The sequence below is a fragment of the Nocardia sp. NPDC049190 genome, from assembly GCF_040648115.1.
Lineage (GTDB): Bacteria > Actinomycetota > Actinomycetes > Mycobacteriales > Mycobacteriaceae > Nocardia.
Genome location: NZ_JBEZDE010000034.1, coordinates 34301 through 51193, shown reverse-complemented (window position 1 = coordinate 51193; position 16893 = coordinate 34301). Strand labels below are relative to the sequence as shown.

Here is a 16893-nt window from a genome sequence, read left to right as displayed (position 1 = left end):
GGCGATCAGGCCGAGCGACGGACGATGATGTCGCCGGCCGAAGTGCGCGCCCGCACCTCCGCCTTCTCGTCGGAGGGTTCGGGGCGGTCGGCGGTGTCGAGCTCGTTACGCACCGAGCCGAACTTGGTGTGCAGGTCGAGCAGGACCGCGGTGCCGCGGCGGATGCCGACCTCCACCCGGCCGGCGGAGGTCTCCATGGTGAGCGATCCTCGGGTGACCTCGCCGATGCGAATGGAACCCGCGGCCGTCTTGGCGGTGACGCCGGATTGCGTGGCGCCGACGGTGATGTCGCCGTTGGCCGACTTGACGCGCAGTTCACCGGTGATCGTGTCGATCCGGGTGTCACCGTTGGAGTTGTTGATCTCGGCGGAGCCGTCGACGCGCCGGATGCGCACCGCGCCGGAGCCGGTGCCGATCTCGACCCGACCGTTGGCCTGCTCCACGGAGACGGTGCCCATACCGGTGGTCACATCCAATGCGCCCGCCGTGTCGACCTGGATGTCGCCGAAGGAGCTCTTCAACCGGCAATCGCCGAGCCGGCCCGTAGTGTGGATCGCTCCCATTTCCGTGTCGGCCTGGACCCGTGAGCCACTCGGCACCTCGATCACGACCTCGATCGAGCCGTACTTGCGACCGAAGACGACCGCCTGCTTCCACAGCGGTGGGCGCGGCGCCTTCACCCGCAGTTGGCCCGCGGAATAATCCACCAGGGTCTGCTCGGCGGCCTCGACGTCGAGGCGCTGGTTTCGACTGACGGCGCGTACGTCGACCACGGTGGTGGCGCGGTCGCTGGCGACGATTCTGATGTCGCCCACGTAAGCGTCTACGACGACGGAAATAGCTTCGGGAGTATCGAATTCAGGCATGGCGGTGCCCTCCTCTTGGTGATGTGGTGCGAAATCCCCGGTCGGGGCGTGGGTGTGAAAGTCGTGTACTGCGGCGCTATGTCATCGCGCCCAGCCCGTAAAGGTCTGCCCGCCCGCGGTGGTGCGGGACCCTCGGCTCGCGACGGGCGGAAGCGGCCGCGGCTCCAGTGCCGCGGCGGCCGCCCGGACCAGCCACGCGTTGACGGACAGGCCCTCGCGGCCCGCCGCCTCCTCGACGCGCTGCTTGAGCTGATCCGGAAGTCGGACGTTGATCCGCGAGGTGCCACCACTATCATCGAGTGGTGCCAGATTTGGCGCTACTGGTGTCGATGTGGCACCAGCCTCCCAGGGCTGGTCCGCGGGCGGTGGCGTGACGACGAAGGTCGGATCTACGCCTCGCAACCGCACCTCGACCGAGCCGGGCGCGAGGTCGCGGGTGATCTCGTCGGCGGCGTCGGACAATGCGTTGAGCAGGGCCAGCCGCGTCGCCGATCCGAGTGTCGAGGTGAGCCGCTCGGCCAGTTCGCGGGCCTCGTCACCGCCCGCTTCGGCGGCGACGACCAGCTCGTACCGAAGGCTTTCGAGATAAGGTCTGAGATCCATGTGAGCCAGTATGGCACCAATCTGGCTCTAACGCAAACCTTATGTGGCTCAACCCCGCGAGTGTCGAATCGGCAGACGGCCACCACCCGCCTCACGTCGGCTACATGCGGAGGTGTTCCTGCGTTTTCTCGCGAACTCGGTCAATGGTCGCGCTCGTGGGTTCGTCGAGGTTACGTCGTGGGACCTGCACCTCGGTCCGAGTTCTCCGCGATCCGATACACGCGCTGCGCGGTGGTTCGGAAGATCCGCTCGAGTTCGGGCTTGCCACCACCGTGGTCGGTGACCGCCGTGGCCACCGCCTCGATGCTGTTGGCGATGCTGGTGATCGGTTTGTCCACTGGGAAATTCGAGCCCCAGATGAGGCGGTCGGCGCCGAAGACGTCGAGGGCATGCCCGAGTAGCGGACCGATCCGGTCGAGCAGTTCCGGAACCGGCGTCGCGACGCCGCGACGCGGGACCGGATGGCCGAGAATCGGCATCATCAGGCCGCTGACCTTCGCGACGACATTCGGTTGCGCGGCCACCGCGGCGAGGTCGTCGCGCCATCGGACCAGCAGTTGTCTGCGGAGCCCGGGATTGGTTCCGGTGTGTTTGCCGACCGCCCCGAATACGCCCGCGGGGGTGCCGAGATGGTTCAGCACGATCGGCACTTCGGGATACCGCTCGGCGAGCGCGGTGACGTCGGGAATGGCGTGCGAGTACACCCATGCCTCGAACGACAAGCCGCGTTCGGCCAGCTGCGCGAACCCGTTCAAGAATTCCTTGGTGGTGAGCCGGAACTCGATGTCGGTGAACGATCGCACGCCGCGATCGGGGTGGTGGGCCACCCCCGCGCGGATACCGCGCACCAGCGGGGAGGCGGCCAGGTGCGCGTCCAGCAAGGCGGCGAACTCTGGTGCCGCCGGGTCGCCGCCCGCGAGTATCGCCCCGAGCCGCGGCGCGGAGTGCAGCGGGAGGCCGGCCACCCAGGCGGTCTCACCGACCTTGCCGAACGGGCCCTGCTCCGACCATTCGACCTCGATGTGCGCGATCGTCTCGATCGGCGCGTTGCCGGCGTCCGCGCGATAGTCGAACGGCAGATACGGATGCAGATATGGCACCGGATCTCCGGCGAATTCGCGATCCCGTCGCGGCGCGAGCCGCTTCGCGACATCTACCGGCACCGGCAGTAGCCGCAATAGTTTCGCCACCGCGCTGAAATCCCGCGGTGTTGTGAACGGGTCCCACTGATGGATGTGTGCGTCGACGATCCGAATGTCCGAGAGATCCATGTCTGCCGTCCCAACCGCGCCGATGGTCTGCCCGGCGATTGTCACACGCCGCCTCCGGGGCGGCCCTGGAATCAGCGGGAACCGTACGCGGACAGAAAGGTTCGGGTCGCGGCTCGGGCGATGTCGCGGAGTTCGGCCGCGGGGACCGCGCGGGTGCCGAGACGCGAGCGCGCCTCCAGCGGGGCCGTGATCAGCGCGAGCAGTTGCTCGGCGGCTTCGGCCGGGTCGGTGATGCGCAGCGTGCCCGCGAGCGCGAGCCGGGCCAGTCGGTCGGCCATCGCCTCGGCGATGGTGCGCGAGGTGCGGGTCAGGACGGTGTCGACGAGGTCCGGGAACGTTGTGAGCTGGGCATAGGTGAGCGCGCGCAGGGCGCGGGATCGATCGCACGCGCACACCTCGAGCAGTCGGTACGCCACGTCGGTCAGGGCTGCCGCGAGGTCGTCGCCGGGCTCGCGCAGGTCCGCCACGATCGCGAGGGTCTGCGCGGCCACGGCGTCGGCCGCGGCCAGCACCGCGTGCTCGAACAGGGTTTGTTTGTCGGTGAGGTGGTTGTAGACGGTCGGTTTGGCGACCCCCGCCTCGTCGGCGATCTCCTGTACACAGGCCTTGTCGTAGCCGCGCCGGGCGAAAACGGTGAACGCGACGTCCAGAATCGCCTGCCGTTTGTCGATGCGGCCCCGTGACGCCGTTGCTCCCGCCATCTCTGCATGCTAGCTGCCTCGAGAATGAAAACGAACCTGTGAGTTCAATCTTGTGGATATACCGATTAGTTCTCTAGATTGAACTAGTCGGTTCAAATAAAGGAGGAGTTCATGATCGTTCATCTGTTGCGCTTCGGGTTCCGCGACGAGACGACCGAGGAGCAGAAGGCGCAGGTGCTCGCGACGATGCGGCGCACCGCGTCGGTCGAGTCGGTGTCGTTCTCGACCGTCGGCCAGAACCTGGGTGACGCCTCCGACGGGCTGACCCACGCCTACTGTGTGGGCATCGAAGATCTGGCCGCGCTGGAGCGGTACCTGCACGACCCGGTCCACTTGGACGGCGATCCACGGATCATCCCGCACTTCGCCGAGATCGCGATCGGCCCCGACGTCGCCGACGATCCCGATCCCGAGCTACGCGAGAAGATCATGGCGTTGCACGAGGCGAAGCTCGCCAGATACCCGGAGTGGGCACGGCTGATGGACACCATCCCGAAGGTGCGGATCTTCTGACGGCTCAGCCGCTTTCGGGCGTCACACGTTGCGTCGGTACTGTCCGCCGACGGTGAAGAAGGCCTCGGTGACCTGCTGCAACGTACAGACGCGGGCCGCGTCCATCAGCACCTCGAAGATGTTGTCATCGGTGCGGGCGACGGCATCGAGGCGGGCGAGCGCGGCGCCGGCGGCCGCGCGGTGCCGTTGCTGAAACTGCCGGACCCGCGTCAGCTGCGATTGCTTCTCCGCCTCGGTGCCGCGTGCCAACTCCAGCTCCCGATGCGGCTCGCCGTGCGGGTTGCGGAAGGTGTTGACACCGATGATCGGCAGGGAACCGTCGTGCTTGCGGTGTTCGTAGCGCATCGACTCGTCCTGGATCTTGCCGCGCTGGTAGCCGGTCTCCATGGCTCCGAGCACGCCGCCGCGTTCGCTGATCCGGTCGAACTCGACGAGCACGGCCTCCTCGACCAGGTCGGTGAGCTCGTCGACGAGAAAACTGCCCTGCAGCGGATTCTCGTTCATCGCGACACCCCACTCGCGGTTGATGATGAGCTGGATAGCCAGCGCGCGGCGCACCGAATCCTCGGTCGGGGTGGTCACCGCCTCGTCGTAGGCGTTGGTGTGCAGGCTGTTGCAGTTGTCGTAGATCGCGATCAGCGCCTGCAGTGTGGTCCGAATATCGTTGAAGTTCATCTCTTGCGCGTGCAGCGAGCGGCCGGAGGTTTGGATGTGGTACTTCAGCTTCTGCGATCGTTCGGTGGCGCCGTAGCGATCCCGCATGGCTACGGCCCAGATGCGCCGAGCCACCCGCCCGATGACCGAGTACTCGGGGTCCATGCCATTGGAGAAGAAGAACGACAGGTTGGGCGCGAAATCATCGATGTTCATGCCGCGCGCGAGGTAGGCCTCCACATAGGTGAATCCATTGGCCAGGGTGAACGCCAGCTGGCTGATCGGGTTCGCGCCCGCCTCGGCGATGTGGTAGCCGGAGATCGACACCGAGTAGAAATTGCGCACACCGTTACGGACGAACCACTCCTGGATGTCGGCCATCATGCGCAGGCTGAATTCGGTGGAGAAGAGGCAGGTGTTCTGGCCCTGGTCCTCTTTGAGGATGTCGGCCTGCACCGTGCCGCGCACCGTGGCGAGCGTTGTCGCCCGGATGTCCGACGCTTCGGCGTCGGTCGGCGGCCTGCCCTCCGCGGCCGTGAAGCGGTCCAGCGCCTGGTCGATCGCGGTGTTGAGGAAATAGGCCAGAATGGTCGGCGCGGGTCCGTTGATCGTCATCGACACCGAGGTGGTCGGCGCGGACAGGTCGAACCCGTCGTAGAGGGCCTTCATGTCGTCGAGTGAGGCGATCGACACCCCGGACGTGCCGATCTTGCCGTAGATGTCGGGCCGCTCGGCGGGATCGTGACCGTAGAGCGTCACCGAATCGAATGCGGTGGAAAGCCTTTTCGCGTCGGAATGTTCGCTGAGTACTCGGAAGCGGCGGTTGGTGCGGAACGGGTCACCCTCGCCGGCGAACATCCGCGCCGGATCCTCATTGTCCCGTTTGAACAGGAACACTCCTGCCGTGAACGGGAATCGGCCGGGCAGGTGCTCGGCGCGCAGAAAGCGCAGTAGCTCACCGTGATCGGCGAACCGGGGCAGCGCGACCCGCGGAATCGAATTGCCGGACAGCGTCTCCCGCCGCAGCGGGGTGTGGATCTCGCGGTCGCGCACCCGTACCACCTGCTCGTCGCCGCGGTAGGACTCGGCGATCGCCGGCCACTCGGCGAGTAGCGCGGCATTCTCCGGGGTGAGATCGGCTCGGGCGTGGGTGGCCAGTTCGGCGACGGCGGTGTCGTCGGGCAGTTCCGCCGCGACCTGCTCGAGCCGTTGCAGGCGTTGCGCGGCAATGATCTGCCTGGCCGTTTCGGCGTGGTAGGCCCGAACGGTCTCGGCGATCTCGGCGAGGTAGCGCACCCGCGCGGGCGGGATGATCTGGGCGAAACGGGTGGAGGTTCGCGTCTGCACCCTGGGCAGCACGCCGGGCGCCAGTCGCAGACCGCGGTCCGCGAGCACGCTGGTCAGGTGCTGGTAGAGGGCCGTCACCCCGTCGTCGTTGAACGTCGCCGCACTCGTGCCGAAGACGGGCATGTCCTCCGGGGCCGCGCCGAATGCCTCGCGGTTGCGGATCAACTGCCGGGCGACGTCGCGCAGCGCATCCGACGCGCCTCGGCGCTCGAACTTGTTGATCGCCACCACGTCCGCGTAGTCCAGCATGTCGATCTTCTCCAGCTGGGAGGCGGCGCCGAACTCGGGTGTCATGACATACATCGACACGTCGACGTAGTCGGTCACCGCGGCGTCACCTTGGCCGATACCGGGCGTCTCCAGGATCACCAGGTCGTATCCCGCTGCCTTGCAGGCGGTCATGATCAGATCGATATTGTCCGGTAGTTCTCGTCCACCGCGCGTGGCCAGCGAGCGGAAGAAGAGGCGATCGCCGTCGAGTGCGTTCATTCGGATGCGGTCGCCGAGCAGCGCTCCGCCGCCCCGCCGCCGAGTCGGGTCCACCGCGAGAATCGCGACCCGCAGTTCGTCCTGTTGGTCCGTACGCAGGCGGCGCACCAATTCGTCGGTGAGTGACGACTTTCCGGAACCGCCCGTGCCGGTGATGCCGAGCACCGGCACCGTGCGCGCCGTCGCGGCAGCGGCCAGTTTCTGCCGGTCTGCCTCCGGCAGCGTGCCTGCTTGTAAGCAGGTGATGGCGCGGGCCAAGGCCGCGCGTTCGCCGGCGAGCACCGCGTCCAGTACCGGCGGCTCGGCGGCCAGGTCGACGTCGCAGTCGCGAATCAGCTGATTGATCATGCCGGGTAGGCCGAGGCGCTGTCCGTCCTCCGGGGAGAAGATGGTCACGCCGGATTCGGCCAGCCGCGCGATCTCCTCGGCGACGATCACGCCACCACCGCCGCCGAAGATCCGGACGTGTTCGGCCCCGGCCTTCCGGAGCGCGTCGGCCAGATATTCGAAGTACTCGACGTGTCCGCCTTGGTAGGAGCTGATCGCGACGCCTTGCGCGTCTTCGGTGAGCACCGCGTCGACGACGTCGCTGACCGCCCGGTTGTGGCCGAGATGGATCACCTCCGCACCCTGGTTCTGCAGGATGCGGCGCATGATGTTGATCGCGGCGTCGTGCCCGTCGAACAGGGCGGCGGAGGTGACGAAGCGGACGGGGGCGGTGGGCGTGTAGAGCATGCTGCTGTCGGCCACGGGTTCCTCCAGGAGCTCTCTGGACGCCCGATACTAGGACGTCAAACTAATCGTACGGTGATCGCGATCACCCCGCCAGCCGCGGCGGGGCATGGCTCGACCGCCGGGATTCGGCGTCGGATCGACGTCCACGACCGCGGTGAGGTGTGGAACCTGATTTGTGCCGTGCGCGTGGTTGACTCGGACATACTGGGCGCATGGTGAGCGACAACAGGGCGGGGAGCGCGGTCGCGCGACTGGTCGCCGAGGGCGTGCTGTCCCGATCTCAAGCCGATGCGGTGCTCGCGGCGCTGGCGGCCGAGCAGTCGACGGCGCCGACGCGCGGGAAGGTGCTCGCCGAGATCGCCGCGTATCTCGGCGCCGGGTTGCTGTTCGGGGGGATCTTCCTGGTGATGGCCTCGTCGTGGGAGAACCTCGGAAGGCTGGTGCGCGTTGGTGTGCTGGCCCTTGTCGCGGCCGGTCTTCTGTTCGGCGGGGTCGCGCTCGCTGGTGGATTGTCCCGGGCGCGCTCGGGGCCGCGGGGTGCGCACAGCGTGCGCACTCGGCTCGCGACAGTCTTGTTCGCGCTGGCGTCCGTCGCTGTCGCCGGGGCCGTCGGCACTGCGTTGGAGAACGGAAGTGCTGATCTTGCTCTACTTTTCGCGTGCCTCGCGGGCTCGGTGCTGGCGGTGTTCGGTTATCTCGCGGTGCCGTCGGTGCTCGGCATGATCACGTGCGCCTGCTTCGTCCCCGCGGCCCTCGTCGGTCTGCTCACCGACGTGTTCGATCTGGACAACGTGTGGGGCAGCGTGGCCGTGCTGCTGCTGGGCGGGTTGTGGTTCGCGCTGACCAGGGCCGGTGTTCTGGCGGAAACCTGGGCCGGGTACCTGATCGCGATCGTCACCTCCGTCGCGGCCGCGCAGAGTATCGACGGTGTCGGGCGGACGGCGGCCTATCTGCTCACGGCGCTGGTGGCAGTCGTCTGCTTCGCGCTGTATGCGACTGCGCGGTCGGTGGTGCTCGTCATCGGCGGTGGCATGTCGATCGCGCTCGCGGCCGGCCAGGCGGTGTCCGAGTGGACCGACGATGCGCTCGGCGCCGCGGGTGTCGTGGTGGTGATCGGCGCGATCGTGCTCACCTTCGGTGCGGTCCAGCTCACCCGGTCGCAGAAAAAGCTCAGCTAGACGCGTCGCGGCCGAGGTGGGATGAATCACATCCGGACGGCGACGGGTAAATGCTTGGACATCCAACTATAGGATGCCCGTATACCGATCGGCTACGAGACAGGACTGGCATGGTTCGCGAACTCACTCATTTCATCGGCGGCCAGCACGTGTCCGGCACGTCCGGTAACTTCGGCGACGTCTTCGATCCCAACCTCGGCCAGGTGCAGTCGCGGGTGCCGCTGGCGAGCAAGTCCGAGGTCGAGGCGGCCATCGCGAACGCGGAGGCGGCGCAGCCGGCATGGGCCGCGGTCAACCCACAGCGGCGGGCGCGAGTGCTGATGAAGTTCCTGAGCCTGGTGCAGGACGAGATGGATTCGCTCGCGGCGCTACTGTCCTCGGAGCACGGCAAGACCCTCGCCGATGCCAAGGGTGACATCCAGCGCGGGCTCGAGGTCATCGAGTTCGCGATCGGCATCCCGCACCTGCTCAAGGGCGAATACACCGAGAGCGCGGGCACCGGCATCGACGTCTACTCGATGCGGCAGCCGCTCGGCGTCGTCGCCGGCATCACGCCGTTCAACTTCCCGGCCATGATCCCGCTGTGGAAGGCGGGCCCCGCACTGGCCACCGGCAACGCCTTCGTGCTCAAGCCGTCCGAGCGCGATCCGTCGGTGCCGTTGCGACTGGCCGAACTGTTTCTCGAGGCGGGTCTGCCCGCCGGGGTGTTCAACGTGGTCAATGGCGACAAAGTAGCTGTCGACGTGTTGCTGCACGACCCGCGGATCAAGGCCGTCGGCTTCGTCGGCTCCACCCCGATCGCGCAGTACATCTATGAGACGGCGACCGCGAACGGCAAACGCGCTCAGTGCTTCGGCGGCGCGAAGAACCACGCGATCGTGATGCCGGACGCCGACCTCGACGACGTCGCGGACCAGTTGATCGGCGCCGGTTACGGTTCCGCGGGCGAGCGCTGTATGGCCATCTCGGTGGCGGTGCCGGTCGGTGAGCAGACGGCCGACCGTCTGGTCGCCAAGCTGACCGAGCGGGTGCACAAACTGAACGTCGGACGCTCCGACGATCCCGGCGCGGATTTCGGCCCGCTGGTCGGGCAAGACGGCGTGCAACGAGTGCACAACTACGTCCAGATCGGCGTCGATGAGGGGGCCGAGCTGGTGGTCGACGGGCGCGGCTTGGTCGTGCAAGGCGCCGAGGACGGTTACTTCGTCGGCGCGACATTGTTCGACCGGGTCACCCCGGACATGCGGATCTACCGGGAAGAGATCTTCGGTCCGGTGCTCACCGTGGTCCGCGCGCGGGACTACGAAGAGGGCCTACGCCTGGCCGATGAGCACGAGTACGGCAACGGCGTCGCGATCTTCACCCGCGATGGCGATACCGCCCGCGACTTCGCCGCCCGTGTGCAGGTCGGCATGGTCGGCATCAACGTTCCTATTCCGGTGCCGATCGCGTACTACACCTTCGGCGGCTGGAAGCGTTCCGGTTTCGGCGATCTGAACCAGCACGGTCCGGACTCGATCAGGTTCTACACAAAGACCAAGACGGTTACCCAGCGCTGGCCTTCCGGTCTGAAGGAAAGCAACGCATTCGTCATACCCACGATGGAGTGACCGATGTTCCGCCTCGATGCCGACGAGAAGGCGATCTGCGATACCGCGCGCGGGTTCGCCGACGAGTTCCTCGCCCCGAACGCACTGGAATGGGACGAGCACAAGCACTTCCCGGTCGACGTGCTGCGTAAGGCGGGCCCGCTCGGCCTCGGCGGCATCTACGTGCGCGAGGACGTCGGCGGGTCGGGTCTGCGCAGGCTCGACGCCGTGCGGATCTTCGAGCAACTGGCCACCGGCTGCCCGGCGATCGCCGCCTACATCTCCATCCACAACATGGCCACCTGGATGATCGACAGCTATGGCAGCGCTGAACTGCGCGAGCGGTGGCTCCCGGCACTGACCGCGATGGACCTGCTGGCCAGCTACGCGCTGACCGAGCCGGGAGTCGGTTCGGACGCGGCGGCGTTGAGTACCAAAGCCGTGCGCGACGGCGACGATTATGTCCTCAACGGCGTCAAGCAGTTCATCTCCGGCGCAGGCGCCACCGACGTGTACGTCGTCATGGCTCGCACCGGGGAGGCGGGCGCACACGGGGTGTCGGCGTTCCTCGTGCCCGCCGGCACTCCCGGAATCTCCTTCGGCGCCAACGAGCGAAAGATGGGCTGGAATGCCCAACCGACCCGGCAGGTGATCTTCACCGACGCCAGGATTCCGGTGACGAATCTGCTCGGCGCGGAGGGCGACGGCTTCCGCATCGCGATGAACGGGCTCAATGGCGGGCGACTGAATATCGCCGCCTGCTCGGTCGGCGGTGGGCAGGCGGCGCTGGACAAGACGGTGCCGTATCTGGCCGCGCGGCAGGCCTTCGGGAAACCACTGCTGAAGAATCAGGCGCTGCAATTCGAACTCGCCGATATGCGTACCGAATTGGAGGCGGCGCGAACGCTGCTGTGGCGTGCCGCGTCGGCGTTGGATGCCGACGCTTCCGACAAGGTCGAACTGTGCGCCATGGCAAAGCGATTTGCCACCGACGCCGGATTCGAAGTGGCGAACAAAGCGCTTCAGTTGCACGGCGGCTACGGCTACCTGGCCGAATACGGCTTGGAGAAGATCGTCCGGGATCTGCGGGTGCACCAGATTCTCGAGGGCACCAACGAAGTCATGCGGGTGGTCGTCGCCCGCTCGGTGGTAGGAGCGGCATGAGTGGTCGGACCCGGAGGTGGCAGCACAGCGTGGCCATGGCGGGTTCGGCTCGTGCTGGAAGGAACAGAGCATGACCGAACCGGAAGTTCTGATCGAGCGGCGCGATGGGCTCGGCGTCATCATCTTGAACCGGCCGAAGGCGATCAACGCGCTGAATCATCGGATGGCCCTGGCCATCACGGATGCGCTGCGGGCATGGGTGGACGACGATGCGGTACGCACCGTGGTCGTCACCGGTGCCGGTGAGCGTGGACTGTGTGCCGGCGGCGACATCGTCGCGATCCACGCCGATGCGACAGCTGGCGCGACTACCGCTGATTCGGCGACCGGCGAGTTCTGGCGTGACGAGTACGTCCTCAACGCACTGATCGGCCGTTATCCGAAGCCGTATGTGGTGGTGATGGACGGGATCGTGATGGGCGGCGGCGTGGGCCTTTCCGGACACGGCAGCCACCGCATCGTCACCGAGCGGTCCACGATCGGCATGCCGGAGGTCGGCATCGGCTTCGTCCCGGACGTCGGCGGCACCTACCTGCTCGCCCGCACCCCGGGCGAGATCGGTACGCACGTCGCGCTGACCACCGCGCGGATGACCGCGGGCGATGCGATCGCGGCGGGCTTCGCGGACTATTTCATCGCCGCCGAGCATCTGCCGGCGCTGCTGGAGACGCTGCGCACCGAAAGCGCCGAGATCGCGATCGCCAAGTTCGCTACGGACGCCCCGGAATCCGCGCTCGGCGCCGCGCAGGACTGGATCGACGCGTGTTACGGCGCCGACACGGTCGAAGAGATCGTCGCGCGGCTGCAGGGACACGAAGCGCCCGAGGCGCGGGCGGCGGCCGCCGAGATCTTGGCGAAATCGCCGGTGGCGTTGAAGGTCACGTTGCGGTCCTTGCGATCGGCGCGGTCGGCGCCGAGCCTGGAGGCGGTACTCAACGAGGAATACCGCGTCTCCCTCGCGGCGCTGTCCTCGCACGATCTGGTCGAGGGCATCCGCGCTCAGGTGATCGACAAGGATCGCCGCCCGAGCTGGTCGCCTCCGACTCTCGCCGAGGTGTCGGACGCGCAGGTGAACGCGTATTTCACCGAACTGGGCGAACAGGAACTGGGTCTGCGGACCCCGGAGGTGGCGCAATGAGCACGACGATCGGCTTCCTCGGCCTCGGCCACATGGGCGCGCCGATGGCGGCCAATCTGGTACGGGCGGGCTACGAGGTGCTCGCCTTCGATCCGGTGCCCGCGGCGCGGGAACAGGCCGAGCGCGACGGGGCGACGGTGGTCGCCGCGGCTGCGGAGACCGCGAAAGCCGACGTGGTGATCACCATGCTGCCCAACGGCGAACTCGTCCTCGAGGTGTACGCCGAGCTACTTGCCGCCGCGAAGCCGGGCACGCTGTTCATCGACTGCTCGACCATCGATGTGGCCGACGCCAAATCCGCGGCCGAGTTCGCCGTCGCCGCCGGCCATCGTGCGCTGGACGCCCCGGTTTCCGGCGGTGTCGCCGGCGCCGCGGCGGGCACGCTGACCTTCATGGTCGGCGGTGGCGCGGCGGACTTCGCCGACGCGCTGCCGGTGCTCGAGGTGATGGGCGCCAAGGTGGTGCACTGCGGCGGCTCCGGTGTCGGCCAGGCGGCCAAGATCTGCAACAACATGCTGCTCGGCATCTCGATGATCGCGCTGTCGGAATCTCTGGTGCTCGGCGAGAAGCTGGGACTGAGCCATCAGTCGTTCTTCGACGTCGTCTCCACCGCATCCGGCCAGAGCTGGGCGCTGACCACCTACTGCCCGGTCCCCGGACCGGTGCCCGCCAGCCCGGCCAACAACGACTACCAGCCCGGTTTCGCCACCGCGCTGATGACCAAGGACCTCGGTCTGGCCGCGAACGCATTGCGTGCGAACAACGTCGACGGCCAGCTCGGCTTGCTCGCCGCCGAGATCTACACCCGGTTCAACCGGACCGACGCGGGGCGGGATTTCTCGGCTATCGTCACCGATATCCGTGACCGTTCCGACCAGGAGGATGCCTGAAGATGGACGCATCGCGAAGTGATTCCGTGGCGGGTGGCGACCAGGGCGGGCCCGACTTCGAGACGATTGTGCTGGAACGCAAGGGCCGGGTCGGCTGGATCACGCTGAACCGCCCGAAGGCGCTCAACGCGCTGAACGCCCAGGTCCTCGACGAAGTCATCGCCGCGCTCGACGACCTCGAGCGCGACGACGAGATCGGCGCTGTCGTGATCACCGGGTCGCAGCGGGCCTTCGCGGCGGGCGCCGACATCAAGGAGATGCAACCCAAGTCGTACATGGACATGTTCCTCGACGACTACTTCGCCCGCTGGGACCGGCTGGCTCAGTTCCGCAAGCCCACCATCGCCGCGGTCGCCGGGTACGCGCTGGGCGGTGGCTGTGAGTTGGCCATGATCTGCGACATCCTGCTCGCGGCGGATACCGCGAAGTTCGGGCAGCCGGAGATCACCCTGGGCGTCATCCCCGGTATCGGCGGTTCGCAACGCCTGACCCGCGCGATCGGCAAGGCCAAGGCGATGGACCTGGTGCTCACCGGTCGCACTATGGACGCCGAGGAGGCCGAGCGCGCCGGGCTGGTCTCGCGCATCGTGCCCGCCGACGAATTGCTCGACACCGCGCTCCAGGTCGCCGAGACCATCGCGTCGATGTCACTGCCGGTCACGATGGTCGCCAAAGAGGCGGTGAACCGTTCCTTCGAGACCACCCTGGCGGAGGGGTTGCGCTTCGAACGGCGAGTCTTCCACTCGCTCTTCGCGATCGAGGACCAAAAAGAAGGCATGAGCGCCTTTGTCGAGAAGCGACCCGCGAAATTCACCAACCGCTGAGTCCGTCCGCGACCGAGCGGTCTGCGCCGGCGGTTCGTTCGAGGTCGGCTGGCGGCTATCCGAACGGCCCGGCGGGCGGGGCGACGATTTCGACCTGGGTGGGCGCGCGGCCGTCCTGAGGCTGTGTCGTGTTCTTCTGCATGGCGAGCAGTCCGGCGATGGTGGCGCCGAGAGCGACCGTCACCGCGACTGCCGCGATGAGCTTGCGGCGGTCGCCAGGTGCACGAACGACACTGGCGCCGGAGCGGGCCCGGGACATCCGGACGTCGCCGCTGGGCCGTTCGGCGGCCAGCAGGACCGCACCGCGCGCCGAGACGTAGTCCGGGTCGGGGTCGTAGATGATCGGGAGTTCGACCATCGCGGCCAGCTCCTCGCGGATGCTCGGGTTTCGGGTGCAGCCGCCGAGTAGCACTATCGCCTCGGGCTGCACCCCGGACTCCTCGATCATCTGGCGTACGAACGACGCCGAGTGGTGGATGCCCGCCGCGCACAATTCGGCGAGATCGCTGCGGGTCACCACCGCGCGATCACCGGAGCCGACGTCGATCGCCGTGACCACCCGTGCGCTGCTCAGTTTCTCGCGGTGGTGCCGACTGGTCGGCTTGTCCGTGAGCACGCCGTGGCGGGCCAGACGCCAGCGCAGCAGCGTGTCGTAGCCGTCGCCGCCGAGCACCGTGCTGCGCTTGGTGGACAGGATGGTGTCGGTGCGGCAGTTGGCGTGCGTGATGGTCAGCCCGGAGCTGCCCAGGTCGTAGAGCAGCACCGAGCCGCTGTCCGGAAGTTGCCCGGTGAAGCGGAGATAGCGCAGCTGGGCGAGCGGCTCATCGATGATGGTGACCCGATGCCCGCCCGCGCTCGCGCGGATCGCCTCGGCGTGTAGGGGACACCGGCAGGTCACGGCCATCCCGGAGATCAGTTCGTCACGTCGGTCGGCGGCTCCGTTCATTCGACGGATCGCCTCGAAGACCGGCTCGTCGACGGCGCCGCCCGCGCGTCGCGGCACCTGACAGTGATCGATCGGGGGCAGGTGTGGCTGATCGGAATGCGTGAGCATCGCACGAGCGCCGGCAGCGCCCGCCGATACCCCCAAGACCAGCACCATGGACTCTATGGTGGACCCTTTCGCCCCCGCTGCCAAGATGGCGGGCCGGCAATTCGCTAGTCGGATGCCAGACCGGCGCCGGCAGGTCGGTCCGGGCGCGGATCCAACCGACCGGTTCCGTTACTTCACTCGGTATTGATCGCCGCCCAGCGCGCCGTTGCGGCACCGGTATCGAAGTCGCCCGCGGCGTGCCGGAATTCGGCGAGCAATTGCAGCAAAGTGTGTAGTCGGTCCGGTGCGAGGCCCGGCAGCGCGAAGACCTTCGCATTCAAATCCTCGGTCGCCTTCGCTACCAATTCTCTTCCCGCGTCGGTGATCTCGATCAACGTCGCGCGCCGGTCGCTGGGATGCGGGACCCGCTCGACCAGCTTCGCCGCCTGCAAGCGATCGACGGTGTTGGTCACGCTGGTGGGATGTACCTGTAACCGTGCGCTGGCCTTCGCCATCGGCAGCGCGCCGGTTTTGCTGAAGTTGAGCAGCATGAGCAATTCGTACCGCGAGAAGGTCAGCCCGGTCGGTTTCAATGCCTCGTCGACCCGCGCCATCACGATTTGCTGGGCCCGCACCAAGGAGGTCACCGCAGCCATTCCGTCGGCGACGTCCCCCCAGCCGTGGCCGACCCACTGACGGTGGGCCTCCTCGATCGGGTCGTGCGGAAGTGGGCGTGGCCGAGACATTCCCCGATCATTCCATGCGGGTGCGCGGGTCGCGGACAGGCGATGCGACTTCGGATCAAGGTGAGCGCAAGGCTGGGTGGCGCCTGCCGCTACGGGCAGTATCACTGGCGAGGCGGGCGTGGCTGAGTGGTTGAGGCAGCGGTCTGCAAAGCCGTTTACGCGGGTTCGATTCCCGCCGCTCGCTCGACAACGACCCGGTGGGTTCGGTGACACCTGGTATGGCGAACGTCAGGGCGCGTCCGTTCGGGTCGGGTGCGGGTCACGATCACCGAAGTGTCGGTGATCGTGACTACCGCACGATCCCTTGCCGATATCGAATCGGGTTGTGCCCGAGAATGTTCAGCGCGACCGTCCGAACACATCGAGTGCATTGCGGCGGCGGTCGGCCGCAGCCATGCGCAGGCGGGTTCGGTCAGTTCAGGCCCTGCTGCGCGGAGCAGACCTTCCACCTGCCGTTTTCCTTCTTCAAGTGTTCGGTGGTGCTGGTATCGATATCGGGCTGTTCGCCGGGAATCACGACGGTGAGCTTGCCGGTGATCTCGGCGGTCGCGCGGTCGCCGATGACAACGATGTCCTCGATCTTATCGATGGTGACCGAAACGGTCGCGGTATCGAATTCCTGCTTCTGCGCCTCGGTCATCGCGCCGAACTCGGCGTGGTCGGCCGCACACGCCCGCTCCGCCGCGGCACGGAAGCCTTCCGAGCCGAGTATGTCGTAGAAGTCGCGGATCGCCACCTCGATTTTCTTCTCGTCCGAGGCCAGCGGGCCGATACCGTGGGAGGTCAGGACGGCGCCGGCGATCACCGCGCCGGACAGGACGAGTGCCATGATCGCCGCCGATCCGACGATCACGCCGATCCTGCTCTTCTTCGGCGGATGCGGTGGATGTCCGCCGGGTGGCCCCTGCGGTGGATAACCGGGCGGCGGGAACCCGTGGGGTAGGTACCCCTCTTGTGGCGGGTAGCCGGGGCCCATGGGTGACGGATAGTCGGGGGGCTGCTGTTGTGCGTCGAGTCGATCGTGTGGCGGTTGCCCGCCCGGCGGATATGTCATCGCTTCGCCTCCGGTCTACCCCCTGGTAGCTCTGAAACGTTACGGCACTGGCTTGCCCGCGTTGCCGCGAACGAAACACCGACGACGGGGTGTCGTCG

At 67.2% G+C, this 16893-nt stretch carries 15 protein-coding genes and 1 tRNA gene; 8 read left to right on the top strand and 8 right to left on the bottom strand.

The window, feature by feature from the left end; genetic code table 11:
- Positions 1-5 precede the first annotated feature (5 nt).
- The 4 genes from AB0B25_RS25115 to AB0B25_RS25100 all read right to left on the bottom strand — a co-directional run bounded on the left by AB0B25_RS25115 (position 6) and on the right by AB0B25_RS25100 (position 3441).
- Positions 6-866: a DUF4097 family beta strand repeat-containing protein gene (locus AB0B25_RS25115; protein WP_357183996.1), complete on the bottom strand. Its 861-nt coding sequence runs from the start codon at positions 864-866 to the stop codon at positions 6-8.
- Positions 867-947: 81 nt separating this feature from the next.
- Positions 948-1469 carry a hypothetical protein gene (locus AB0B25_RS25110; protein ID WP_357183993.1) on the bottom strand — a complete coding sequence of 174 codons (522 nt, stop codon included), beginning with the start codon at positions 1467-1469 and terminating at the stop codon, positions 948-950.
- A 170-nt stretch (positions 1470-1639) separates the two neighbouring features.
- Positions 1640-2740: an amidohydrolase family protein gene (locus AB0B25_RS25105; RefSeq protein WP_357183990.1), complete on the bottom strand. Its 1101-nt coding sequence runs from the start codon at positions 2738-2740 to the stop codon at positions 1640-1642.
- A gap of 71 nt (positions 2741-2811) precedes the next feature.
- Complete coding sequence (locus AB0B25_RS25100) at positions 2812-3441, bottom strand: TetR/AcrR family transcriptional regulator (RefSeq protein WP_357183988.1); 630 nt, start codon at positions 3439-3441, stop codon at positions 2812-2814.
- A gap of 111 nt (positions 3442-3552) precedes the next feature.
- On the opposite strand from AB0B25_RS25100, the gene AB0B25_RS25095 reads away from it, so the two are divergent.
- A complete protein-coding gene (locus AB0B25_RS25095) occupies positions 3553-3954 on the top strand; it encodes a Dabb family protein (protein WP_357183985.1) in 402 nt (133 codons plus the stop codon).
- Positions 3955-3975: 21 nt separating this feature from the next.
- On the opposite strand, the gene icmF is transcribed toward AB0B25_RS25095, so the two are convergent.
- On the bottom strand, positions 3976-7179 hold the full coding sequence (icmF, locus tag AB0B25_RS25090) for a fused isobutyryl-CoA mutase/GTPase IcmF (RefSeq protein WP_357184062.1): 3204 nt from the start codon (positions 7177-7179) through the stop codon (positions 3976-3978).
- Between the two features lie 212 nt (positions 7180-7391).
- Here icmF and AB0B25_RS25085 point away from each other — a divergent pair, with 212 nt between their 5' ends.
- The 6 genes from AB0B25_RS25085 (at position 7392) to AB0B25_RS25060 (ending at position 13962) form a co-directional block, all read left to right on the top strand.
- Complete coding sequence (locus AB0B25_RS25085) at positions 7392-8357, top strand: DUF2157 domain-containing protein (protein ID WP_357183982.1); 966 nt, start codon at positions 7392-7394, stop codon at positions 8355-8357.
- Between the two features lie 110 nt (positions 8358-8467).
- Positions 8468-9967: a CoA-acylating methylmalonate-semialdehyde dehydrogenase gene (locus tag AB0B25_RS25080; RefSeq protein WP_357183980.1), complete on the top strand. Its 1500-nt coding sequence runs from the start codon at positions 8468-8470 to the stop codon at positions 9965-9967.
- 3 nt (positions 9968-9970) lie between these two features.
- Positions 9971-11110 (top strand): acyl-CoA dehydrogenase family protein, encoded by a 1140-nt coding sequence (locus tag AB0B25_RS25075; RefSeq protein ID WP_357183978.1) that lies wholly within the window; start codon positions 9971-9973, stop codon positions 11108-11110.
- Between the two features lie 70 nt (positions 11111-11180).
- Entirely contained in the window at positions 11181-12248 is a 1068-nt protein-coding gene (locus AB0B25_RS25070; RefSeq protein WP_357183975.1) for an enoyl-CoA hydratase/isomerase family protein, read from the top strand.
- Positions 12245-13138, top strand: a complete 894-nt coding sequence (mmsB, locus tag AB0B25_RS25065) for a 3-hydroxyisobutyrate dehydrogenase (RefSeq protein WP_357183972.1) — start codon at positions 12245-12247, stop codon at positions 13136-13138. Before AB0B25_RS25070 ends, mmsB begins: the two co-directional genes overlap by 4 nt.
- 2 nt (positions 13139-13140) lie before the next feature.
- Complete coding sequence (locus AB0B25_RS25060) at positions 13141-13962, top strand: enoyl-CoA hydratase (protein ID WP_357183969.1); 822 nt, start codon at positions 13141-13143, stop codon at positions 13960-13962.
- A gap of 55 nt (positions 13963-14017) precedes the next feature.
- On the opposite strand, the gene AB0B25_RS25055 is transcribed toward AB0B25_RS25060, so the two are convergent.
- Both AB0B25_RS25055 and AB0B25_RS25050 read right to left on the bottom strand, forming a co-directional pair.
- Positions 14018-15064, bottom strand: a complete 1047-nt coding sequence (locus tag AB0B25_RS25055) for an Hsp70 family protein (RefSeq protein WP_357183966.1) — start codon at positions 15062-15064, stop codon at positions 14018-14020.
- A 125-nt stretch (positions 15065-15189) separates the two neighbouring features.
- Positions 15190-15741, bottom strand: coding sequence for a MarR family transcriptional regulator (locus AB0B25_RS25050; protein ID WP_357183963.1), 552 nt, complete (start codon positions 15739-15741; stop codon positions 15190-15192).
- A 112-nt stretch (positions 15742-15853) separates the two neighbouring features.
- Between AB0B25_RS25050 and AB0B25_RS25045 the strand changes: the two genes are divergently transcribed.
- A tRNA-Cys gene (locus AB0B25_RS25045) sits at positions 15854-15925 on the top strand.
- 228 nt (positions 15926-16153) lie between these two features.
- Here AB0B25_RS25045 and AB0B25_RS25040 read toward each other — a convergent pair.
- Entirely contained in the window at positions 16154-16795 is a 642-nt protein-coding gene (locus tag AB0B25_RS25040) for a hypothetical protein (RefSeq protein ID WP_357183960.1), read from the bottom strand.
- Between the last annotated feature and the right edge of the window lie 98 nt (positions 16796-16893).